The sequence below is a fragment of the Paenibacillus sp. FSL W7-1279 genome (assembly GCF_037969845.1).
GTDB lineage: Bacteria > Bacillota > Bacilli > Paenibacillales > Paenibacillaceae > Paenibacillus_AQ.
This window is the reverse complement of sequence record NZ_CP150215.1, coordinates 7,384,410-7,409,295: the sequence shown is the minus strand read 5'-3', so window position 1 is coordinate 7,409,295 and position 24,886 is coordinate 7,384,410. Positions and strand designations below refer to the sequence as shown.

16 protein-coding genes and 2 pseudogenes are annotated in these 24,886 nt (G+C 48.6%); 15 read left to right on the top strand and 3 right to left on the bottom strand.

All coding sequences use genetic code 11. The annotated features are described in order from the left end of the window. Positions 1 to 271: 271 nt before the first annotated feature. From MKY82_RS33505 to srtB, 11 genes are all read left to right on the top strand, one after another. Positions 272 to 1,222, top strand: a complete 951-nt coding sequence (locus MKY82_RS33505; protein ID WP_071219380.1) for a sugar ABC transporter permease — start codon at positions 272 to 274, stop codon at positions 1,220 to 1,222. Between the two features lie 29 nt (positions 1,223 to 1,251). Further along, the gene (locus MKY82_RS33500) at positions 1,252 to 2,088 is read left to right on the top strand and encodes a carbohydrate ABC transporter permease (protein WP_071219381.1); all 837 of its coding nucleotides are present in this window, start codon (positions 1,252 to 1,254) and stop codon (positions 2,086 to 2,088) included. Continuing rightward, positions 2,085 to 2,846 carry a Cof-type HAD-IIB family hydrolase gene (locus tag MKY82_RS33495; RefSeq protein ID WP_194540228.1) on the top strand — a complete coding sequence of 254 codons (762 nt, stop codon included), beginning with the start codon at positions 2,085 to 2,087 and terminating at the stop codon, positions 2,844 to 2,846. Before MKY82_RS33500 ends, MKY82_RS33495 begins: the two co-directional genes overlap by 4 nt. A gap of 14 nt (positions 2,847 to 2,860) precedes the next feature. Next, on the top strand, positions 2,861 to 3,967 hold the full coding sequence (locus MKY82_RS33490; protein ID WP_194540227.1) for an SGNH/GDSL hydrolase family protein: 1,107 nt from the start codon (positions 2,861 to 2,863) through the stop codon (positions 3,965 to 3,967). A gap of 114 nt (positions 3,968 to 4,081) precedes the next feature. Continuing rightward, a complete protein-coding gene (locus MKY82_RS33485; RefSeq protein ID WP_339295204.1) occupies positions 4,082 to 9,883 on the top strand; it encodes a CehA/McbA family metallohydrolase in 5,802 nt (1,933 codons plus the stop codon). Beyond that, positions 9,856 to 10,155 (top strand): hypothetical protein, encoded by a 300-nt coding sequence (locus MKY82_RS33480; RefSeq protein ID WP_339295203.1) that lies wholly within the window; start codon positions 9,856 to 9,858, stop codon positions 10,153 to 10,155. The genes MKY82_RS33485 and MKY82_RS33480 overlap by 28 nt, the downstream gene beginning before the upstream one ends. A gap of 363 nt (positions 10,156 to 10,518) precedes the next feature. Further along, the gene (locus MKY82_RS33475) at positions 10,519 to 11,499 is read left to right on the top strand and encodes a YafY family protein (RefSeq protein WP_339295202.1); all 981 of its coding nucleotides are present in this window, start codon (positions 10,519 to 10,521) and stop codon (positions 11,497 to 11,499) included. A gap of 135 nt (positions 11,500 to 11,634) precedes the next feature. Continuing rightward, positions 11,635 to 11,946, top strand: coding sequence for a RidA family protein (locus tag MKY82_RS33470; RefSeq protein ID WP_339296743.1), 312 nt, complete (start codon positions 11,635 to 11,637; stop codon positions 11,944 to 11,946). A gap of 94 nt (positions 11,947 to 12,040) precedes the next feature. Beyond that, positions 12,041 to 12,265 carry a DUF1697 domain-containing protein gene (locus MKY82_RS33465; RefSeq protein WP_339295201.1) on the top strand — a complete coding sequence of 75 codons (225 nt, stop codon included), beginning with the start codon at positions 12,041 to 12,043 and terminating at the stop codon, positions 12,263 to 12,265. A 314-nt stretch (positions 12,266 to 12,579) separates the two neighbouring features. Next, on the top strand, positions 12,580 to 19,032 hold the full coding sequence (locus MKY82_RS33460) for a DUF5979 domain-containing protein (protein ID WP_339295200.1): 6,453 nt from the start codon (positions 12,580 to 12,582) through the stop codon (positions 19,030 to 19,032). A gap of 22 nt (positions 19,033 to 19,054) precedes the next feature. After that, positions 19,055 to 19,834 (top strand): class B sortase, encoded by a 780-nt coding sequence (srtB, locus tag MKY82_RS33455; RefSeq protein ID WP_113057989.1) that lies wholly within the window; start codon positions 19,055 to 19,057, stop codon positions 19,832 to 19,834. 361 nt (positions 19,835 to 20,195) lie between these two features. Here the strand turns inward: srtB and MKY82_RS33450 are convergent, their stop codons facing one another. The 3 genes from MKY82_RS33450 to MKY82_RS33440 all read right to left on the bottom strand — a co-directional run bounded on the left by MKY82_RS33450 (position 20,196) and on the right by MKY82_RS33440 (position 22,802). After that, positions 20,196 to 21,149, bottom strand: a complete 954-nt coding sequence (locus MKY82_RS33450) for an aldo/keto reductase (RefSeq protein ID WP_339296742.1) — start codon at positions 21,147 to 21,149, stop codon at positions 20,196 to 20,198. Positions 21,150 to 21,250: 101 nt separating this feature from the next. Then, on the bottom strand, positions 21,251 to 22,069 hold the full coding sequence (locus tag MKY82_RS33445) for a helix-turn-helix transcriptional regulator (protein WP_194540217.1): 819 nt from the start codon (positions 22,067 to 22,069) through the stop codon (positions 21,251 to 21,253). 262 nt (positions 22,070 to 22,331) lie between these two features. After that, on the bottom strand, positions 22,332 to 22,802 hold the full coding sequence (locus MKY82_RS33440; protein ID WP_339295199.1) for a MarR family transcriptional regulator: 471 nt from the start codon (positions 22,800 to 22,802) through the stop codon (positions 22,332 to 22,334). Positions 22,803 to 22,961: 159 nt separating this feature from the next. On the opposite strand from MKY82_RS33440, the gene MKY82_RS33435 reads away from it, so the two are divergent. From MKY82_RS33435 to MKY82_RS33420, 4 genes and pseudogenes are all read left to right on the top strand, one after another. Continuing rightward, positions 22,962 to 23,882, top strand: a complete 921-nt coding sequence (locus MKY82_RS33435) for an alpha/beta fold hydrolase (protein WP_339295198.1) — start codon at positions 22,962 to 22,964, stop codon at positions 23,880 to 23,882. A gap of 188 nt (positions 23,883 to 24,070) precedes the next feature. Then, a pseudogene (locus MKY82_RS33430) lies at positions 24,071 to 24,169 on the top strand (MerR family DNA-binding transcriptional regulator); the annotation flags it as partial. 24 nt (positions 24,170 to 24,193) lie between these two features. Continuing rightward, positions 24,194 to 24,283: pseudogene (locus MKY82_RS33425) on the top strand (polyketide cyclase); the annotation flags it as partial. A gap of 20 nt (positions 24,284 to 24,303) precedes the next feature. Next, positions 24,304 to 24,756 (top strand): SRPBCC family protein, encoded by a 453-nt coding sequence (locus tag MKY82_RS33420; protein WP_339295197.1) that lies wholly within the window; start codon positions 24,304 to 24,306, stop codon positions 24,754 to 24,756. Positions 24,757 to 24,886: the final 130 nt, after the last annotated feature.

Genomic DNA, 24,886 nt, shown 5'->3' with positions numbered 1-24,886 from the left:
CCGCTCTTCCGTTTTAACTTCTGCGACCTATAGGCTACACGCTGAAAATGTCTAATAGTGTAAGTTCAAAAAGTCGGATTTTCAGCACCGAGAAGGTTGGATGAAGCTAGGGACTGAGGAGCGGAGCGTACGTTTTGGGTACGTGAGCACCGGAAGGCCCGGCTGAATTCAAGATTCGATGCCGAGTTACTTCTTGACTCACTTCGTGATCAAAAGGCGATTTTTTGAACAACCTCTTATAAACGTCTAGTAAGATAGGAGTTGACCTCACGTGTCTGATTCAACCGTTGTGACGACACCAAAAGCCCCTATGCGCAAGCGTATGGGTCTAGATAAAGCGAATACGCAGAAGTGGATATTTCTGTTCATAGCCATCGTGCCTCCCTTTGGCGGATATTTGCTTTTTACGTTGTTTCCGAACATTTTATCCGTTTATTATGCGCTGCTCAATTGGGACGGGTTCACGGATGCAACGTTTGTCGGGCTGTCCAATTTCGTCACCGCATTTCAAGATAAATACGTGTGGCGCGCGCTTACCCACAACTTGATTTTAATGATAACGGTGCCCTTCTTTGTTATTATCATCTCTTTGATACTTGCCTATTTAATTACAAATAAATCGTATAAAGAAAATAAGTTTTTGAAGATATTGTTTTTCTTTCCGAATGTGTTATCTACGGTCGTAGTCGCGCTCCTCTGGGCTTTTATTTATGACGGATCGTACGGTTTGCTGAATGGGCTTCTAAAGTTCATTGGCATTGATACCGGTAATTTCTATTGGCTGGGCAATGAAAACACGGCGCTTGCAGCGATTATCCCGGCATGGGTATGGGGCGGCGTCGGCTTGTACGTCATTATCTTTGCCAATGCGATGCTGGCGATTCCAAAGTCATTGTACGAGGCGGCGATTCTTGAAGGGGCCGGACATATGTCGCGCTTGTTTAAAATTACAATGCCGCTTGTTACGCCAATTATTCGGGTCAGCGCTTTGTTCCTGATCGTTGGCACGATGAAGGGCTTTGAAATCATCCTCATTATGACAAATGGGGGCCCATTCGGGTCGACGGATGTCATCGGCCTCTACATGTTTAACTTGGCTTTTGGCGTAGAGTATCGGAATTACGGCTACGCTTCCGCAGTCGGTATGATCCTGTTCGTCATATTAGTAACGGCAAAGCTGTTAATCGATAAATTTGTGCCGAACAAAGGCTACGAGTATTAGTTTCCATATGAAGTTCGGAGGGATAAAGTTTGAAGGAAAAACGAACGTTTATGGACGTTGTGTGGCGTGTGCTGCTTTATGCTTGGTCGTTGACCATATTATTTCCTTTAGTCTGGGTTATCTATGAATCGTTAAAAAGCAATCCTGAGTTTTTTAAAGATATATGGGCGCTGCCTTCGGAACCAAGATGGCAGAATTATTCGAAGGCTTGGAATCAATACGGTTTTGGGCAATCACTCTTAAATACCCTTTATTATGTCGGCGGAAGTCTGGTGCTTGGGCTTTTCTTTACGACAATTAACGCCTATGCGCTTACTCGAATGCAGTTCAAAGGTAGAAAATTGATTTGGGGCTTGATTATGTTGTCCCTGTTCCTGCCTGGCATCAATGCGCTTGTACCCCAGTATGTAGTGATGAGGGAACTGAATTTAACCAATAGTTTGACCGGATTAATTCTCCTGTCCAGTCTGGGGGAAAGCGTGTTCTACCTTATGCTGCTCGGAGGGTTTATGAGCTCTTTGCCGATGGAGCTTGAGGAGAGCGCAACGATGGATGGCGCTACATTATTCCAAAAGTTTTGGCGTGTTATTGTTCCTTTGTCTACACCGGGAATTGTAACCGTTGGCGTATTCAAGTTCCTAGGGTTCTATAACAATTTCTTAGCGCCGTTTATCTATTTGAGCGATCCCAAGAAGTATCCCATTGCGGTGCAAATGTATTCTGCGAATAAGCAAATGGAGTTTACTGCGGATTGGGTAACTTTGTTTGCCGGTGTAACCATTGCGATGGTACCGTCTATTATTATTTATATCTTATTCCAAAAGCTTCTGATGGAAGGCGCGACCATGGGAGCGGTGAAGGGATGAATACGGTGCAGCAAGTGAAGGCGAAATATAAGCTGATTGCCTTGGATCTGGATGGGACTCTTCTGACGGATGAAAAGTGCATTACGGAAGAGACCAAAAAGTGGCTTCAATATGCCGTAGGTCAGGGCGTTAAAGTGATGTTCTCCACCGGAAGAGGCTTGCAAACTGCACAGGTCTTCTGGGACGAGCTGGGGCTTGATTCCCCGATGGTGCTGCTCAATGGCGCGGAAATTTGGGAGGGGCCGGGCAGGCTTAAGAAGCGAGTCTTCCTCCCCCGGGATACGGTCCGCCATATGCACGCCATTGCTGCCGAACGGGCCGAATGGTACTGGGGCTACAGCGTGGAGAGCTTGACGGGCGACAAGGATTGGACGCCTGAGATGTTCGAGAGGGATTGGATGAAATTCGGGATCGGCAGCCATGATCAACAGAAGCTCGCGGAAATTAAGGAGGAGCTGCTCCGATGGGGGACGCTTGAAGTTACCCGTTCGGCCCCTACGAATATGGAGATATCAGTTAAAGGAACTACCAAGGAAAGTGGAGTGCGTGAGGTTTGCCAGATGCTGGGCTTCTCGATGTCCGATGTCATTGCGATGGGAGACAGTGATAATGACGCGAAGCTGCTGAAGGCGGCAGGTCTCGGTGTGGCGATGGCCAACGGTGAAGAGCATATCAAATCGATAGCGGACGTTATGACGGCTACCAACAACGAGGACGGCGTTGCTCAGGCGATTCGGAAATATGTATTCCAAATGTGAGGGAGTAGAAATAGATGACCGTTCAATCGAAAGAGATAAACTTAGATCAACTGGGCGGAACGATATACCCAAAGACAACCAATGGCGAGCAGTTGAGATGGCATTCTCCGCTTGAAGCGCCCTTTCACATCGCGGGCTTCCCTTGGCTTGCGCAGGATGGGATATACAGACGCCTGCCCTTGGCTTCAGGGGCTGTCTTGCCGCCTCCGGTTGATACGCTTGCTTATTGTACGGCAGGTGGGCAAATTCGCTTTCGCACCAATTCTTCAAGGCTGGTCATAAGGGTGCGTCTTGCCGGACCGGCCAATATGTATCATATGCCGCCTACAGGGCAGTGCGGGGTTGACTGCTATCTTGGAGAGCCGGGAGAGCAGAGCTTTATCACCACGGCTAGATTCAAACCAACGGAAAGTGAATATGAATCCCAGCTTTATCAGTGGGATACAAAAAAAGAGGTGGCCGTCACCTTAAACTTGCCGCTCTACCAAGGGGTAGAAGAGGTATGGATCGGTGTAGATAAGGATGCTGTCATAAGCGATGCACCTGCCTATGCAAGCAGTAAACCCGTCATTATATATGGAACTTCGATTACGCAAGGAGGATGCGCCTCCCGGCCGGGTATGGCTTATTCTAATATTCTTAGCCGTATGATTCCGGTGGAGTTCGTAAATCTAGGCTTTTCCGGGAGTGGAAAGGGCGAGCCGGAGCTCGCGCAGATCATGTCGGAAATCGATGATCCGGCGTTATTCATTCTTGATTATGAAGGGAATACGGGCGAGGCTGGAAACATCGCACGAACGCTGCCTGCCTTCATCCAAATTTTAAGAGATCGGCATCCCCAAGTTCCTATACTAGTAGTCTCAAGGATTAGCACTGCCGAGGACCAGTTCTATATGGAGAGGAGGGAGCTTAATGATCGCCGCAGGCTGATCCAAATTGAAAATGTGGAACAGAGACGGACAGAAGGAGACCGTAATATTCATTTCGTTGACGGCTTGAAGCTGCTGGGCGATGACTTCGTCAATGATTGTACGGTAGATGGAACACATCCAACGGACCTCGGATTTTTGCGCATGGCACAGTCGCTTGCACCTATCATTAAGCCATTGCTGCGACTGTGATGAACAAGATAGATGTTATGAACAGCCTTCAGACTGCATTTTTTGGTTAGGGGCTGTTTGTCTATCAGTCAGACACCTGTATTACCATTAAGCCGAAAAAGGAGAGGATTTTGATTGAAGTCCCAAAGAAGAAGTCTGCCTTTTATTGTGATGGCTTGTTTTATAGCGGGGGTTATTAGTCTTTGTTACGGCATTAATGTATCCGCGTCTTCAGATAAAGAAGAAGGTGTTTCTCAAAAAGAGAGGGCTAAGTACTCAGGAGCTTCACTCTTCAAAGGTCACATGCATTCTCATACATCTCTCAGTGATGGGATATTGTTGCCCAATGATGCTTACGATTTTGTGAAGGCTAATACAGACTTTGATTTTTTTGCAGTGACTGAACACGACGTGACTTATGACATCAGTACGGGCAGTGATTTTATTACGAATGTTCAAGACTCTTATTCAAAAGAATACAAGCTGCTGCATGAGCAATCCGATGCTCACAATCGTGATAACGAATTTATTACGCTGCCTGGTACGGAGGTGACCTGGTATGATGAATCGGGTCATATCAACCTATTTAATGCCCCATGGTTTGCAAGAACACATGGAGTAGGCGCGGATGGCACTTGGGGCTGGAGCGACATCAAATATGATTTGCCAACCTTTTACGCAAGACTTGCCCAAGATCCTCATGCGATTGCTCAGTTTAATCATCCACGCTTGTCAGGCAATTGGAGTTTCAATGAATTTAAACATTATAACCGAGACGTTGACAGAAACCTTAATATGATCGAATACAAATCCTCCAATGATTTTGCAGTCTATACCAAGGCATTAGATCAAGGCTGGCATGTTTCTCCTGTGTTTGGCGGAGACGAGCACAAAGGAAATTGGGGGATGGTTCAGCCCCATGTGACCGGTATGTGGGGAGATAACCTTACAAGAGAAGGTCTTTACGAGGCGATGCGAAACCATCGCACCTATGTATCATTTGATCGGAACCTAGAAATGGCAGTTTCCGCAAAAGGTCAGATGATGGGGGCGATCCTTCCGGCCGATACAAAAGAAATCAATCTTTTCGTACGCATGAATGACCCTGATGCTAACGATGTTTTGGATAAAGTCGTTATTTACAAAAACAGCGGAGAAGTTCTCAAGGAGTACCGCAGCATTGCCAGTAATAAATTTGAAAAGGAAGTAACCTTAGCAACCAAAGATGGGGATTATTTCATCGTTAGAGCTTTTCAGGCAGACGGTGAAGAAGCGATAAGTGCCCCAATTTGGATTGGTGATGAAACGAGGGGCACGGTGCACGCGCCTGAAATTACGGTACATGGGCAATATCCGGACACCATTAAGCTTGGAGATCAAATAGAAGTGCTGGGCGCTTCGGCGACGGATCATCGCGGTCAATCTTTATCGGTGGAAGCCATCGTTTTAAATGATAAAGGAGAAGTAGCCGCTCTAAATCAGCATTTCAAGGTCGATATGTATGGAGACTATTTCATTAAGTATGTAGCGACCGACGCTCAAGGAAATACGCGTGTTGAACTTATTCGATTGCTTGTTGATCAACAAAATCTGGACGCTGATAACATTTTAAATGAATTCCAACCCATTGTTAATGTTGGTGAGAATGAACGTGAAGTAGGAGTAAATCTAGTAACGGATAAGGCGTTAGAAACGTCGTATGTTCAGTATAAACCGGAGTCAGTGGCAACATGGGACGATGCTGAAGTGGTACAAGCGGAAGTCTCTTATTTTCAAGCCGCCTATGGTGATACGTATGACAAGAGTAACTATCGCGTGCTTGCAGCTCATGAAGCGAATATAACAGATCTCGACTTAGGGACTAAGTATGACTATCGGTATGGAATGTCACCGACTGGACCTTGGAGCGGCAGTTATAGCTTTAAGACCGCGCCAGCTTCAGAGGAAGCCGTTATGTATGTGATGGGGGATCTTGGAGTTCCGGATCGAAATCCGGAAAGCTTCCAGCTCTTTAAAAATATGCTGGACGTTTTGCAGAAGAAAAATTCAAACGGACAGACGGTGATCCAAGTCGGAGACTTGGTCGAGAACGGCGGCAATATGTATGCTTGGGATGATGTGTTTAACCATATTTACAACCATGATATGGGGCTAGTTTCTGCTCACATTGTCGGGGACCGTGAACGTGCGACAGAGCGGAAGCTCGTGCCGTTCTCCGGGTTTTTCAACCTGCCGAAGAACGGTGAAGGCAGTTACCGGGAAACGAATTATTCGTTTGATTATGGCGATATGCACATTGCTGTTCTGAATTCTGTGCTGGATTTTGACAAGCAGCTGTCATGGCTGGAAAAAGATTTGCGAGCAACCGACAAGAAGTGGAAAATCGTTATGGGGCATTATCCTTATTATGGCGGTCAATCCGGCGATGAGACCGGTATGGACATGATGAGAGTGAAATTGTCTCAAGCATTTGAACGCCTTGGCGTTAGTTTGTATATTGGTGGTCATGATCATGTGTATAAACGGACAACCATACGAGATGGTGTAAAGGATATATCGGAAGAAGCGATGAATTTAGGAACAACTTTTGTGACCGTTGGTTCATCAGGTCCAATGTTCTTTGATAACAAATCATTTGACTGGGATCATATCGTTTATGATGAAAATAAGCAGACGGGTGTTATTTTAGAATCAAACGATCAATCGCTCACCTTGAAAGCTTACAACAGCGACGGTGTTGAGATTGATTCATTTACGATGAAACAACCGGCCAATTATTTGGAATTAACGAGCGCAATTGTGGAAAATAACGTCTTGAAGGGCGTTGGGGTCTTGAATTACCCGAGCTCGCTTGAACGTGTCACCGTGATCGGGGAAAAGCGGGATCATACAGGTGAACAGCTGTTGGAAACGGTTATTCAAGAAGCAACGCTGGAACATCTCGGACGAGAACAAATCATCTTATTTGATAACCCTCTTCCATTTGGCGATGAACATACGATCGTCGTAAGATTGGTTAATAATCCAATCGATCAAGAGCCGTTAACGGACCCGTTCATAGCGAAAGAAGGAATGCTGGGCGATGGTTCGGAAGGCAACCCCTATCAAATCAAAAGTGCCAGCGGACTTTATAAAATGCATGAATTCCCGGACAAACATTTTATTTTAGATCGGGACATTGATGGGAATGGCGTGTTTATCGAGGCCATTGGCGCGAATGGCACTCCATTTACGGGTACGTTTGATGGGCAAGGGCATACGATTAAAGACGTTATGATCTCCTCAGGCGGCGCAGGTCTCTTTGCCATTAATGAAGGAATTATTCGAAATGTAGGAATCATTAATGCAGACATTGATGTTCGCCGGAGCAATGTTGGAATCCTGGTGGATCAGAATGATGGGATCGTGGAATATGCCTACAGTACCGGATCTATTCGAGGCAATTCTACAGTTGGCGGTCTTGTGGGCTACTCGAACGGTATCGTTAGAAACAGTTATTCAACAGCTCGAGTTAGTGCACGGGGCAAGCAAGCCGGCGGCCTGATTGGGATTACGAATCGGGGGAGTATAACTGAACAGGTCTATGCCATGGGAGCCGTCATAGCAGAAGAATCCAATGCTGGCGGCATCAGCGGATACGGTTATAACAATACGGTCATTCAAAATAGTATGGCATTAAATCCATCGATTGTTACAGGTACGGCATCGAATCGAATTGTCGGCAGAGTGTTAGCTGGGGAGAAGGCAACTCTAGTCAACAATTACGCCGATGAAAATATGTTTGTTAGCAGTGAGAACGTTACGGTTCCTGATCCAAACAATGAAAAAGGACAGGGGGTGGGTGCAGATGCATTCACGAAGCCAGCTTTTTTCATGGAGACCCTTGGTTGGGACTTTGATTCGATCTGGATCTGGAATGAAGATGCCAAGCGTCCATTACTGCAAAGTAATTTGGAACAAATTAACGAAAACCATATTCCAAAGCCGAAGCTTGATCAAAACGAAGATGGGTACTACATCATCCGTTCGGTTAGTGAATTAAAGACCATTTCAGAATTTCCAAATGAAAATTATATATTGGAAAACGATCTTGATTTTGAAGGGCAGCTTTTTGATCCTTTATTTAAGGGGACGCCTTTCCTTGGCATATTTAATGGAAATAATAAATCCTTAACCAATTTCAAATCAGAAAATGGCGGCTTATTTCATCTCAATGGCGGAACGATTAAAAACATAGCCATGGTTAATGCACGCGTTACTGGCGGAAGTAATATCGGTATACTCGTTAACACGAACAACGGAACGGTAGAGAATAGTTATGTAACGGGCTCAATCGAAGGCTCCAGCACCGTGGGCGGTCTGGCGGGCTATTCCAATGGCATCGTGCGAAACAGCTATTCTACAGCAGATGTAACGGCCCAGTTGAACCAGGCTGGCGGCTTGATCGGCATTACAAACGCAGGCAGTTTAACGGAAAACGTGTATGCATCTGGAGCCGTTCGGGCGCTTAGAAGTAATGCAGGCGGAGTGACTGGCTACGGCTATAATGATACGGTTGTTAGAAACGTTATTGCTCTCAATCCTTCAGTCGTAACGCCGACGATGGCGAACCGTGTGGTGGGACGAGTGCTTGCGGGGCATACCGCAACCCTTAAGAATAATTATGCGTTTGATGGCATGATGGTGGATGTAGAAGGCGAAAGTATTGCCGCTGCTGACAACAGAAAAGGTTTAGGGCTATCCCAGGAACAGGTTGAAGATTCCAATACGTATATCCATATATTAAAGTGGGATTTTGAGTCGATTTGGATGTGGAATGATGCTTTAAAGCGTCCGGTATTGAACAGTAATCCCGAAGAGGCAAGCGAGCCTGTCGTGCCTTTAGAAAGAAATGAAGCTGGTTATTACAGAATCAAATCCATTGCTGATTTGAACGTTATGGAAAACTTCCCGGCGGAAAAGTATATGTTGGACCATGATTTGGATTACGCTGGACAACCGGCTGAGTCGCTTTTTAAAGTGGTTTCGTTCACCGGTGTTTTGGATGGCGACGGGAAGAAGATAGTTAATTTTCATTCTTCGAGCGGCGGCTTATTCCATCTCAATGGCGGAGTGATTAAAAATATAGCCATGATCGATGCCAGCGTCACTGGCGGAAGCAGAATAGGCATACTCGTCAACACGAACAATGGCGAGGTAGAGAATAGCCTCTCAACAGGCTCCATTACAGGCTCCAGCACAGTCGGTGGTCTAGTAGGCTATTCTAATGGTATCGTAAGAAACAGCTATTCTACCGCGGATGTGACCGCTCAGGTAAGTCAGGCCGGCGGCCTAATCGGAATTACGAACTCGGGCAGCCTAACAGAAAACGTGTATGCGTCTGGAACCGTTCGAGCGATGACGAGCAATGCGGGCGGAGTGACTGGATACGGATACAATGATACAGTCGTCAGAAATGTCATTGCCCTGGGCCCTTCGGTTACGGCGCCAACGATGGCAAACCGGGTGATGGGACGAGTTCTTGCGGGACACACCGCTACGCTCGAAAATAATTATGCATTTGACGGCATGATAGTGAATAAAGAAGGTGTCGCTGAAGGAGCATTAACAACCCTTAAAGGATTAGGCCTATCTGAAACTGAAATAAAGACTCCATCTACCTATACAGACAGATTAGGGTGGGACTTTAACACGATTTGGAGATGGGACGGTATGGCTAAACGACCTGTATTACAATCGGTATCAGCAGGTAATGAAGAAGAGCCGGTTAGCCTGATTGAGCTTGAGCTCGAGGGAATGTCTACACTGGTCGTTGGCGAGAGTGATCATACGGTGACTACCGCAGTGTACAGCGATGGAAGCCGTGAAAAGGTGGAGGCAAACTCATCTATACAAGCAGTGATCCAACTATGGCGGAGATCAGCGCTAGCGGTGTAGTAACGGCGAAATCGGAAGGAACCGTACTCATCAAGGCAGAGTATGAGGGCTTGACTTCATTCTATGAGCTAACCTTGACTCAGAAGCAAAGCGATATGGAGGGGGTCAACCAAGGCATGGATGAGGAAGTAACGTATCAGTCCACTTCTTCGGCCTTAGTTGGAATGGGGGAGTGGTGGATTGCGAACCGGATGCCGCACCCTCCTGGACGCCCTGAAGGGGCGGTCGTTTCAAGCGATAACGAGCTTCTCGTATCCGTGTCGAAGACATAATGAAATAGAGGCTGCTCCACCTGTGAAGTGACCCTAAATGGTTAGATATCATAGGTATTGGGCAGTTTAATGAAATGAGTCCGGTAATTATGCCGGGCTCATTTTCTTTATATGTCCGCAAGTGATAATAGTGGTCGGGTGTGCAGGCGATTTTTTCCAGCTTCACAATTTTAGTAACTGGTTTCCTCAATGATCTTAGAGAAATGATAAAATGAAATGGACAGCGAGGTTGCAGCAACCGATGAGTTAAGCTGAACCGTATGGCAGTAAGACGAAATTACTCTAAAAGCGCTTACCTGTCTTAGTAAGTTGCCAATCCATTTTGGGGGAAGCTCATATTCGTGAGGAAAGAAGGTGATCCAGATGGCGAAATGGGATAACATGCTGTCCATGCTTTGGATGCTGCGATCCGGAAGGAAGCTTACCGCCGCTCAGATCGCGGACAGTTTGGAGATCAGCGTCCGCACCGTGTACCGGTATATCGACGCATTATGCGCAAGCGGTGTGCCGGTCGTCGCGGAATCGGGCCATGACGGCGGCATTCGTATTCTGGAAAGCTTCGAAGAGACGCCGTTATTCTTCAAATCTGTTGAGCTGAAGGTGCTTATGGACACTTATAAGTTTGCGCAGGGCGCGGGCTATCCTTATACGGAGGAACTGGAAAGCGCGTTGAAGAAGGTGGAGAACGGGCTGCACGATGAGCAGTGCGATGATCTGTCTCGCCAGACGGGAGGTTTGGATGTCATTTCTCCGGAGAGTTCGCCTTCCGTTGTTCCGTTGTTGCGGGACCTGGAGCAGGCGGTTAATGATGGGCGAACGGTGCGCATCGTTTATCGCAAAGCGAATGCAGAGCAGGCAGATGAACGTGAAGTTGATCCCTACGGGCTCGCTTACGATCGGAACGAATGGTACACCGTCGCGTACTGTCATCGGTCGCAGGCGGTGCGGACCTTCCGCGTGGATCGTATCGCGAGGCTGGAGCAGATCGAAGCGTGGTTCGAAAAGCCGGAGCGTTTCTCCGCGTCGGACTATTTCCAAGACCAGTCCGAACGGGAACGGGCCGCCGACGGGCCGCCGACGGTCATTCCCATCGAAGGAGAGCCCGATACGCTGAATGCAATCTGCGGCCATTGGCATATGCGCCACTATTTGATGCAACGGACCGACCGGGAGGCGCAGTTTCTGCTCGACGTCCCGACGATGAATAAGCATCTTCCGAGGTATCTACTAACGTTTGGCACAGCCATTCGCATTCGTGAGCCGTTAGCGCTGAAGCGCCGGATTAGGAGATGGCATCGGCAATCGCACAGCATTACGATATCGGAAACAATTGAACTTCACTGACGGTACCTGTCAGTGAAGTTGTTTATTATTAACATATAGAACACAAATCAAATCGTGAAGAAGGCACCAAATCAATGTCTACTTTTACTATGGAGCATATAAACCCGGAAGGGATCAGAAGCATTTAGCCAAGCGATTACCGTATCAGGAAGAGCAAAAACAATTTATATTGGCGGGCAAAATGCGATTAATTCCAAAGGTGAGCTGATTGGAAATGATGATTTGGAGTTGCAGACCAAACAGGCGCTTCATAATATCAAGACCATTTTAGCTGCTGAAAATGCGAGTTTCGCCGATCTGGTCAAACTCAATATCTATTTAGTTAACGGAAGCGACCCGCTTATTGGTTACAAAGCGCTCCAAGAGATGGCTGGTTCATTAGATAATCCGTCACCGTGTTATTCGTTTCGGAATTTGCATCGCGTCCATCTTGCCTTCTTGAAATAGATGGAATCGCAGTCATTGAAGACAAGGGCTAAGTTGTATGGTTTAAACGGCGCTGCTTCGCGGGATCAATGTCGGCGGAAACAACAAAGTAGATATGAAAACACTTAAAAAATCATTCGAGCAGGCTGGTATGAAAAACGTCGTTACCTATATCAATTCGGGCAATATCATTTTTTCAACCAGCGGCCGCTCCAAGAATGATATAGCGCAAATTCTCGAAAAGGCGATTATGGATACTTTCGGTTTGCAAATCAAGGTGCTGGTGCTTCATTTACTCGGCGTGTTTTTGGCTTATTTACAGAAGTGCTTCCATTCATAAACTTGCTTCTTTGCCGAATGGTTGTCGAGAATTTGTATAGGTAGCTCTAGTATAATGTAGAGTGCGCTGTAGAAAGTTGGCGTATTATATAATTTTTCATTAATTAATGGCGAAAAATGTCGTACGGAAGGAGGAAAGTTACTAAGTTTGATCAATACCCTGCACTCCCACGGCAACCTACTCGTTTATCTGGAATTCCTCGAGAATTTATGATGTGCAGGCCGCTGGGATCAAGCGATGAAATATGTCTATTCGCTTGAGGGTGGATGATCTCGATGTCGCCATAAATTTAGGTAGTGGAGGAGAATTTTGTATTGAAACGACAACATAGTGTAGGAAAATCTGTAATGGCTTTCTGCCTGGCAATTCTGCTTGTCTTGCAGACAGTGGCGTTCTCTTTCACTGCTTATGCAGATAGCGCGCCAAGCGATTCCGGGGCGGCGGCCGTCACCGAAGCCGATTCGTCGAGCGCGGAGGAACCGCCGTCAGTAACGGAAGCAGTGTATGATGAGCCGGCTTCCGCCCCGATGGCCTTAGCGGCTGGGCCAACGGATAAGACGAGTTTATTTATGGGTAAAAATGACCCTTTTCCGCTGACGGTTTCCCAAGGGACTCCTTCGAGTGAGATAAAGTCTACTACAGCCCCTGGCTACGACCCGAACGTTGACAAGATCAACGGCAGGCAGACTTTTACAATCACGTCGGAAAGTCTCCGTGTGCCGATGCGGAGCGATAGTGACACGGATGAAAAGAACTCGGACACTTACATCCAGAAGGGCGACTTCATTGAGTTAAAGAAAGCGGATTATTTTCAGGGCGTAACCTTGACGAAAGCTACAAAAGATCTGGACGTCACCCTGTTCGGGCAAAACTACAAGCTGGGCACCGCTTATTTCACCGAGACCAGCATTAAGGTCGTTTTTGACGGCGATGACAGCTTATTCCTCCAGGGGACGAACGTTAACTTCCGCTTTGACACAACCGCAAACGCCGATGTGGCGGGAATGGACTACGGCACGACCAAGCCCCTCGCCTTATTCGGGAGCGGCTACATGCTGGAAAACCCGGAAGTTACAGCAAAGTATAGCATCAGCTTACGCTCCAACAGTAACACGGACAGTTTTGTGAGCTATACGCAGCAGCGAGGCAGGGTTGAGATATCCAGCACCGATTTTCAAGCCGGCAAAGTTAAATGGCAAGCGATCGTCACCGCGACTGACATGGACGACGTGAACATCAAGCTGCCGCTGGACGGAACGATTTTTTCCAATGATTTGACTAATGTAGGCAATTACGTGACAGGTTCCTTCGAGGTAAAGGATACCGCCAACAATGTAGTGATAGGAGAAGCGCCGACCTATAATGGGAGCGAGTTGACCTACACCTTCCCTGACAATATCGGCGATACGGCAACCATCAACTTCGAAACCTGGATCCCGAAGGAAAAATATTACAAGCAATATCGATATAATGATAGTAGCTGGGACTTCAGCTCAACACAACAAGTAAGCAATGGTGTGACAACTGGTACGGCAACAAGTGCAGTAAAACTGTTGAAAGCGGACAATACGGAGCTGGCAACAAGTAATCTGTGGACTGTTGCGCTCAAGCCCGTCTGGATTCAGAAGGACGGCGTGCAGAACTACAAGGATAACACCATCACATGGACCATTACGGTCAACCATAATGGCAAATACAACAGGAAGCCTCTGCAAGACTTGGCAATAACGGATATCATCCCTCCCGGGCTTTCCTTCAAGTCGGCAACGTTTCAGAAGTCTGAAGCAAATGTATGGTCGGATATCAATACGATTACGACAAAGCCCGCAGACGATGTCTATTCCTTCGGACAAGTGGAAGGCCCGGTGAGGCTGGTCATTGTCACCGACATTACCGGCACTCAAACTAGCTTTACTAACAAGGCTACCGCCAAGTGGAATCTGGATCAGACAGACGGGAACGGGCAAAACAACGATATCGGGGTAACAGACCAGGCAACGGTCAACAAAGCGACCAATAGCCTGAGCAAGACGGCCAACGGTGGTGATTTGACATCAGGTACTTTAGGATGGAAGGTGACCGTTAAGCCGCTGGACTCGATGCCGGACGGGAACATTTATGACCTGCTCGTGTACGGAGATGGAAGCGACATAGACTGGAATAACGTTCAGGTCAGTCCGACCATCGATTCGGAACTCTTGACAGCAATACGAACCAAAAGTACGGCAAATCCAAGGTACTGGCAGCGGTATAAGCCAGATTCCTTTAGCTCTGCCGATGGGTTAACCGAAAAAGTCTATACCATTACCCAAGATGGCAAGGCAATCGCCGATATTCTGGCCGTCACCGGCCTTACAACCGGAGAAAAGGTACATACGTATACCTTTAATACTTTCTTGACGAACTGGAAGCACTTTGCACACAATTTAGGGAGTAATTTCTATAATCAGGTATCTCTGTTCGATTCTGGAATTTATGTAATGGGTGCAGGCTCGAACGCTAACGCCTTCAACAGCGGAATGCTATCCAAGGGGATGCTCTTTGCGTCAAAACCGGTGAATCCGACAACCGGCGTGGAAGATAATGTTGCGCCAAATCAGGTCAACAGTTTTATCTACTCCGGAAATGAGAAGGATTATTGGACAAGAGCGGCCTATGACCGGTCGACCAACACGGTAACCTTCCGTCTGTCGGTCAATGCCAACGGAATCAATACCGAGGAAATGGCCCTCCATGGAGGCACGCATGTCGCACAAAATATTCAGGTGGTCGACATCCTCCCCGACGGCTGGGAGTTTAAGCCATATTCCGAAGGAAAAGCATTTGAGATTTATAAAGGGGCAAGAGCCGATTATGGGTTAAGGGTCGACGCTACTGCTGCTGTACCTATTGCTGCTCCCGAAAATCTGGTAAGCTTTTCTGCCGCAGGCAACGTAGGGACGTTTAGCTTTACGAAGTTGGATCAGCCCTACGTGATTTTGGTGAAGGCTGGGCCAACGGCGGCAACCCTCAAGCAATATGCCGATGCCGGCCAGACAGAACAGACGGTATATAACAAGGCAGAGCTGCGCATCAAATGGGGAGACGAGAATACGGTAGTCGACGTCGAGCGGGATAACAAGACGCCCATTCAGCGTAAAGTTATCGTTCCTCCGTCAAAGTCCATAAACAAAACTGTGAAAAAAGCAGCGCCTGGCGTGCTGGAGTGGACCGTGGAATATGCCACGCCATTTACCGTGAAGGATACCGCCTACTTGCAGGATACGTTAGGCAAAGGACTTAAACTGCGCAATGATGAATTTGACCGACTCTCACTCCGGGCTCCCGATATGGCGGTCTATCCTGCCAAGCTAACGGCTGGCGGAGCTTTGGCGAAGGATGGTGAGGCTCTTGATCTGTACGCTCTAGACAGCGAGGTCAAGGTGGAGGCGAACAAGGAGACAGACGGGACAACGACTCTGACCTTCAAGATGGCGAACCCGAACAAGCTGTATTTGTTCGTCTACCAGACTGAAATCGACGGCACTGTACTGGGTGTCGGCGACAAAGCCGGCAACAATGTGCAGATGATGGGCGACGATGCCGCCAAGGATGTCGGAAGCCATGCGGAATACACGGTAGAAAGTGCAGACATTAGCGGCGGTGCCGGATGGCAGCCTATTCTGAAGCTAAAAAAGGTTGATCCGGACGGCAAGCCGCTGCAGGGCGTAGAGTTTACGCTGTATAACAAGGACGGTACGGTAGCTCTTGATAAGAAGGGCGCTCCGATCAAGGGAGTTACCGACAGCAAAGGCGAGCTAATTTTTAACGTCGAGGTAGGACTTTACGATCTGAAGGAAACCTGGATCGACGAGACGACCTATCTGCCTACCGAGCGAGTTTATAACGTGCGTGTGTCTAGTACGCCATTTAACCCTATCTGGGTGGACGGAAATCTGGTAGATAGCACTAATCCGCTTGTCGTGCCCACACCGGCCCAAGGTAAGCTGACCATCAGCAATAAGGTGGAAGGCAATGGCAGCGATGCTTCTAAAGCTTTTGAATACACCGTGACCTTCACCGGCAAGGGTGAGGACGGAGAGTATACGTATAAGATGCCGGATAATATGTTTGGCACGCTCAAGAGCGGAGACAAGATTATCCTCAAGCACGGGGAATCTGTGACGCTGCCGGCATTGCCTGCGGATCTGGCCTATACCATAACCGAGGCCGATTATACGACCGTTGACGGTTACACAACTGAGCCGGAGACAAGAGAGCTGTCTGGCACAATCGTCAATAAAGGCGACCACAAAGCAGATTTTGTCAACAAGAGATACGTTAACGATCTGACCGTCAGCAATACCGTAACGGGGGACGGCGCAGAACTGGACAAGCCGTTCAAGTACACGGTGACCTTTGACGGTACAGGAAAGGGTCAATCTTACAATTACGAGCATTCAGACGGCACAACCGGCACGATCAAATCCGGCGATACCTTCGAGCTCAAGCATGGTGAGACCTTTAAAATTAAGGATCTTCCCGACAATTTGAAGTATGATATCACCCAGAACGATTATAAGAACGATGGCTACGCGACTACCCCTACACTGTCTGATGAGGGTGTCATGGCGGGCGCCGATCGCAAGGCAGATTTCGTTAATGAACGGACCGTCAGCAAGCTGACCGTCGGCAATACGGTCATGGGCAATGGCGGCGACAAGACGAAGGCGTTCGAGTATACCGTCCTCTTTGAGGATACAGGCAAGGGTGGAAGCTACGCTTACGAGAAATCGGACGGCAGCACGGGCACGATCAAGTCTGGCGAATCCTTCATACTTACGGATGGAGAGACGCTGGAAATTGTAGGACTGCCTAAGGATCTGAAATACACGGTGACTCAGAAGGACTACACAACGGACGAATACGTGACCACCCCTAAGGAACGGTACTATACTGGAGTCATGGAAGGCACAGACGAAAACGCCCATTTCACGAACGTGCGAGTTATAAAGGGCGGCCTGCTAATCAGCAACACGGTTAAAGGTAAAGACGACGATAAGAAAAAGCTGTTCAAGTACACGGTCACCTTCACAGGCAAGGGAGATAACAAATCCTACTCCTATGAGAAGTCGGATGGCAGCAAGGGAACGATCACGAGCGGAGACACCTTCGAGCTTACAGATGGCCAGACGCTCGTTATTGAAGGACTTCCGACGTATCTCAAGTATGAGGTGACCCAGAATGATTATACGAAAGACGGCTATGTGACGGATCCTGAAAGTCTCGTTCGCACAGGTACCATTCCGGAGAAAAAGGTGGCTGAAGCGCACTTTGTCAATACCCGCCCGTATCTGGAAGGCGTGCTGCGTGACAACAACACAGGAGAAGTCATTCCGAACGCGGAAATCATCGTGACGAACAAGAAGACCAATGAACAGCAGAAGATTCAGACGAATGAGAAGGGTGAATATTCCGTCCCTGCCGAGGCGGATACCGACTATACGATCACGTATACGAAGGTGTACACGGTAGGCGGAAAAGATGTGCCTATCGAATTCACGCAAAAAGCAAATGTGGACGGCAGCGTGACGGACGAGACCGTTCCGGCGGACATTACGGCGGTAGGGATCGTTCTGTTCAAGCAGCTGGATGGAACAACAGCACTATTCAACAATTCGTTTACCAGCCAGATGCATATTTATTTGAAAGACAAGGACGGTAATTATATTCAGGAGAACGGTCGTCCTAAGGCGTTCCCAATGGCTTCCAATGGCACTTTCTCCGTGGAAGGGCTAAGCGAGCAGAAGTACACCATGGAAGTTCGCTATAAAGCCGAGACGGGCGAGGAACTGCTCCTCAAAGTGACGCAGCTGGACGTGAAAGCTAACGGAGAGCTGAATATCTCCGAGGAATTGGTCGACCCTTACGGTACGGTTTATGATGAAACGACAGGAGATGCCATCACTGGCAAGAAAATTGAAGGAGCAACGGTGACATTGTATTATGCGGATACGCAGCGGAACAGAGATAAAGGCCGTACTCCGGATACGAAGGTAACGCTTCCTCCGGTTCCGAATTTTGCGCCGCACGACAACAAGAGCCCAGAGCAAGATAGCGACGCAAATGGCTTCTATGCGTACATGGTGTTTCCTGAAGCGGATTATTATCTGATCGTAACGAAGGACGGATACGAGACGCACAGAAGTGATACGATTTCTGTCGATTTTGACATTGTGAAATACGATGTGCCGATGAAGCCGATCAACACCGGCGGCGGACCAGGCCCTGTCAACCCAGCTCCAGAGCCGGAGAATCCAGGCCCTGTTAATCCAACTCCAGAACCGGAGAATCCAGGCCCTGTTAACCCTACTCCAGAGCCGGAGAACCCAGGCCCTGTCAACCCAGCTCCAGAGCCGGAGAATCCAGGCCCTGTTAACCCTACTCCAGAGCCGGAGAACCCAGCTCCTGTCAGCCCAGCTCCAGAGCCGGAGAATCCAGGTCCTGTCAACCCAGCTCCAGAGCCGGAGAACCCAGGCCCTGTTCCTGATCAACCTGGTTCCGAGCCTGGCAACGTCAACAATGAGAATAACAACATCGACAACGTGCCTGATGTCAGCGACTTAGCCGATAAGGGTGCGGGAAATGGAAATAACGAACTGGACGATGCTCCGGAAACCGGAGACAACAGCGTATCGCCAATCTTCTATATGGCTTTGGCGCTGATGTCCTTGATGACGATCGGGTTCTGTCTACTCGGTAACAAGAAGAAAAAGCACATCCAATGATCGGAAAGGCGGTAAGAAGAAAATGAGCAAAATCAAAAAAATTCTTATCGCCGTTTCCTTCCTTGTGTTGGTATTTTCTCTCGTCAATATTGCGAGAATTTCCTTACGGGATTATGCTGAGAAACAGAAAATCGAAGAGCTGGCAACAGCTTGGGAGGAAGGATCGAACAAAGGCGGAGGGGCTGCATCCCCCTCCGTTTTGTTCAATAAGGCGAATGAGCCGGTCATGCTTCCCGAATTTCGAGAGCTTTACGAGAGGAACTCGGACATCGTTGGCTGGCTGAAGATGGACGGCACCCGAATTGAGTACCCGGTCATGCAGAATCCACAGGATGCGGAGTACTATCTCAATCATGATTTCGATAAAAAGGAAAACAAAGGCGGCCTCCCTTTTTTGGACGCGCATAGCCGGACCAACGGTTCGGACATTGTGCTGATTCATGGGCATCACATGAAAAGCGGCTGGATGTTTAAAGATTTAATGAAGTACAAGAACGAAAGCTTTTATAGAGAGCATGCAACGTTCCAGTTCAGTACGCTTTACGAAAAGGAAGAGTATGAGATTGTAGCCGTTATTCTGTCAAAAGTTTATCGCAAATCGGACGATGTTTTTAAATACTACCAGATTGAGAATGTAAGTACGCCGGCCGAGTTCGATTCGTATGTTCAGAACATCAAAAAACTCGCTCTTTATGACACAGGCGTAACAGCCCGGTATGGCGATAAACTTATTGTACTGTCCACCTGCGAGTACTCGACCGAAAACGGCCGGTTAGCGGTGGTCGCCCGAAAGCGTTCATGACGATGTTGAAATACAGAGTGAAGCTGTTCTATATCGCGTTCTCCTTTGGAGGACGCAATTTTTTTAGGCTTTATTTGATCCAGTTTGGGGCATCCGTTTAGGTACTCTTATTTTTCGGCGATGGATCCGTTAAGCTGAACCTCATCTACCGCAGGTTCTTTTTCAAACGGCGGTGATCGGCTCGCACTTCCTTGCGAAGGTGAGGAGCTCGTTGCTTGCGTGTTCTGGTGGACGTCGGTAGTTGGATCTGGCAGAGCTGCTGGCGTTTAGCTCACGGAGTCACGCAAGGTCCAAAAAGGCCATCCCGTATAGGATGGCCTTAAATCTTGCCTTAGAAGGTCGCAGAAAGGGCGGATACTTGTCAGAAGGCGCCGAATCGGCCGCCTGCGGCCACGCCCTTGGGGGATATACGTTCAATCTCCGCCAGATCGTCAGCTGACAGTGTCACTTGCAGCGCTCCAAGGTTCTCTTGCACGCGGTCCAATCGTTTCGTTCCCGGAATCGGCACGATTTGCTCGCCCTGTGCCAGGAGCCAGGCTAGACTCAATTGGGCGGGGGTGCAGCCTTTTTGAGAGGCCATTTTCTCGATCAGGGAGACGACTTCAACGTTCTTGGCGAAGTTCTCGCCTTGGAATCGCGGGTAATAGCGCCGATAGTCGTCTTCCGGCAAATCATCAAATTTCTTGATTTGGCCGGTCAGAAAGCCGCGGCCAAGCGGGCTGTAAGGGACTAGACCGATACGCAGCTCCCTAAGAACCGGGAGAACTTCGTCCTCTACTTCCCTACTCCATAGGGAAAATTCGGTTTCGACTGCGGTTAAGGGATGTACCGCATGAGCCCGTCGAATAATATCGACTGGCGCCTCCGACAATCCGATGTATCGAATCTTCCCTTGCTTTACGAGGTCAGACATCGTGCCGACTGTTTCCTCAATAGGGGTATTGGGGTCGGGGCGATGCTGGTAATAGAGATCAATGTAATCCAGTCCCAGGCTATAAAGGCTGGCATCAACGGATTTTTTGATGTAAGCGGGATCCCCTTTCGGACCTTGACCGTGTGTAATTCCGAATTTGGTGGCGATAACGGCCTCCTCGCGTCGACCTTTAAGTGCACGTCCGACAAGCTTCTCATTTCCCCCGAACCGCCCGAGCATGTATTCCGTCCCATAAAGATCGGCTGTATCAAACATCGTCACGCCCATATCCAATGCTCCCTGAATCGTACGCACGGATTCGTCGTTGTCAGGCATCATCATGGTTCCGAGGCTGATGGCCGACACTTCAAGCCCTTCTTTTCCTAGTTTTCTTTGCTGCAGCATAGGTACCCTCATTTCTGGCATTAGGATTATTCGAATATGAGCCCATTCTAATCGATCCTTACCAAGGCAACCACACAACGTTTTTACTAGTAAAAATATTAACGGTCAGAACCCGGATCCTCAGTAGCCGGTGTGTAAATGCAGATGTGGATATCCGGGCGGTCAGACAAATTCACCAAGGAATGGATATCATAAGCAACAGGTTGATGGGTAACGGGGGACTGCAAAACAATCCGGTTGACCTTTTTGAGTTGAACATCGTATTGTCCCCACATTCGATCGAATTCAGGGCTGTTCTGAGTAAGCTGCTCTACTGCCGTCTCAAACCAAGGGTCATCCCGGTGTTTATCGTAATAAGTTCGGAACACGCCCACCGAATAACTCGAGAATTCTTCTATATTCACGATGCGATTGCGCATTTCCGTATCTTCGAACAACAAACGCATGAAATAACGTTCTTGGACAGGAATGGAAGCAAAGTCGGTGAACGTCTCCTGAGCTGCCTTGTTCCAAGCGAGCACTTCGCTTCTCTCATTGGTGATGTGAGAAGGGTACGTCAATTGATCTATAATCTTCTGCATATGCGGATCTACGACGGCTGGGCCCGCAAAAGGCGTCTCGAATGCATGCGGGTTCCAGAGCTGGTATAAATGACTCTTCTCGGCTGGAGATAATCGGAGTGCTTGGGCGATGCTGTCGATCACATCTTTGGACGGGGTTAAATCCCGACCTTGCTCCAGCCACGTATAGTAGGTGACGCTCACGCCCGCTAGTAAGGAGACTTCCTCGCGCCGCAGTCCGGGCGTCTTCCGTTGCCCGTTGGCGAATTCCAGGCCCGCATCCTTCGGCGAAAGTCGTTCTCTGCGTGATTTGAGAAACGCTCCCATTGCCTTTGCTTTGCTGTTAGTAACAGTCATAGATCAATCACCACCTGAATGTTTGGTATTGAGCTTCATTTGATAACAAATAATCGCTTTAGAATTACGATATTATTTTACTATATATAGACTCCCGATGTGGTTGATGAAGGTGCGGCAAAAATAATGGGGAATAATGGATGAACTGTCGCCAAGGCGAAGTTTGTGAATAAAAAAGGAAAGAACCCCCCGAGTCTGGAGAGTTCTGTGTATTGAGTACGATTGACTTATCCACTATAAGGAATGGCATCAAAAAACGGGGTCACGGCGTAGGTGGTTTACCAGACGCGGAAGACCCCGTTTTGGTACTCTCCGCAAGCCTGGTAATCGACTCAATGTCTTGATCGGTTAAATGATCAAGGAAATATTTGCGTATTGCCTTGGAAACTATGGGACGGGCATCATCCAATGCCGCTTCTCCAATAGAAGTGATGATGACTTGAACACCGCGATCCGTGTCTAACGGCTTCCTCATCACAAGTCCGCGTTTTTCCATCCGCGTCAAATGGTGTGACAGTCGACTCTTGCCCCAGTCCATCGAGTCGGCTAATTCCTGTTGGCGAAGGTTGCCGTTCCCCAAAAGGACTAACCGATCCAACACCCCATAATCACCCTCTGACAGTCCTGTCTGCTCGGACATCTCTTTTATTACGCGACCGAAGATGCTCTGAAAGGAGCCCTTCCACATATGCCATATTCGCATTTCCTCTTGGTTTAGCTCGTTCTTGTTCATAGGAACATCATAGCATGGTTGACGTGTCAACTACAATATGCTACAGTTGACGAAGGTTGACATGTCAACTGGAACTGCCGGTTTATTTCAGGAACCAGCTTGACCGCTTTCTCCCCGTAACGGTTTGGCTAATCTTTTTTCAAGAAAGGAACATTTATTATGAAAATTAAAGTTAGTGTGCCTACTCCAGTCGTTTCGGTGAAGCCGGTAGTCCTATCAGCGCCGGACCGTGGCGAGAATCTGCAAGTGCGAGTGTCTGCGCCCGCGACTGGGAGTGAATTGCCTATTATCGTTTTCTCGCACGGCTTTGGCTGGTCGTTGGATGGCTACGGCCCGTTGGCCGACTACTGGGCTGCTCACGGCTTCGTGGTCATTCAACCTACCCATCTCGATTCGAGGACGCTGAACCTTCCTCCTGAAGATCCCCGTACGCCACGGATCTGGCGTTTCCGAGTCGAGGACATGAAGCGCATCCTCGACCAGCTTGATCAACTTGAAGCTTCCGTTCCCGGTCTCAGTGGACGCCTCGATCGAAGCCGTATTGCGGCAGCCGGACACTCCTGGGGGGGCCAGACGGTGAGCATGCTGCTCGGCGCGCGAGTTCTCGATACCCACGGCGAGCCGGGAGAGGATATGTCCGACTCACGAATCAAGGCGGGCGTGCTGCTTGCCACGACTGGCAAGGGTGGTGCTGACTTGAGCCCGTTCGCGGCAGAGCACTTCCCCTTCATGAACCCAAGCTTCGCCGAGATGAGCACGCCGACCCTCGTGGTAGCGGGAGATCATGACCAGTCCCAACTGTCCACTCGGGGACCGGACTGGTTCACCGACCCGTACTTCCTGAGCCCGGGCAGCAAGAGCCTGCTCACCCTCTTCGGAGCCGAGCACTCGCTTGGCGGGATCCCCGGTTACAGCGCTGCGGAGACGACGGACGAGAGCCCCGAACGAGTCGCCTTGATCCAGCAGATCACATTGGCCTATCTTCGAAATGAGCTCGACCTCGACGATTCCAGCTGGCCAGCCGCTCGCGCGGCTCTAGAAGAGAGTGGTATCCCGCTGGGGCGCATCGAGTCCAAATAAGGGAATGACGATCGCACGAGCTTGTAGTAGCGTTTCATGTCGCTGTCATAAGCTTGGACCAATAGCTTGTGTTCAAAAATTAGAGCGCAAAAAAATTCTGGCAGAGCGCCCCGATTTCACTTGAACCTTACGTAACGTAACGTTTTACAATAGAGCTACCGGTACATTGCTAGCGCCAAAGAGTGGAGATGGTTCAGAAGCGACATTGGAAGGTCGGGCGCCTTGCCAAGCTGACGAGGCTTACCGTACGAACCTTGCGGTTTTATGATCAAATCGGGGGTTCACTCCGTCGGGACAAACGGAATCCGGCCACAGGCCAAGGTGCATTCTTTGACGAACATAATACGCCGGAAATACGAGAGCGCGGTACAAACATCATGTTGGACACACTGGGCAAGTAGTAGAAGGGGAGGTTAAGAACATGATAATGGGTGAAAATGAACTTATTGCTTCGCGCGAGTACGATGTCCCACAGGAGCTTGTGTTTCGGGCATGGACAACCCCAGATTTATTAGCAAAGTGGTGGGGACCGAAAGGCTTCAAGAATACGTTTCACGAGTGCGATATGAGGACGGGAGGTACGTGGAAGTTCACCATGCACGGACCAGAAGGCGTGGATTATCCTAATCATAATGTCTTTGTTGAGCTCGTGCCGACGGAGCGGGTCGTGATTGATCATCTGAACGTTCACGAATTTCGGGTAACGGCTACCTTCGAGGACATCGATGGCAGGACCAGGGTCACCTTCCGGCAACGTTTCAAGAAAAAAGAGGAGTTTGAAAAGGCTAAGCCCATCTGCATAGAAGCTAATGAACAGCAGCTTGACCGGCTTGGCAAGGTGCTGGCGGAATTGGCCGATAGCTTTGTAAGATGATATCTGCATTTATCCAAAAAGACTGCTACTTATGTAATGACTCTAAAATTGTCGCCGTTCACGATCCCTGCCGGGAATCGGACGGCGATTTTTGTTATGCTGGATCTAGAGAAGTTGAATTGGGAGGCGG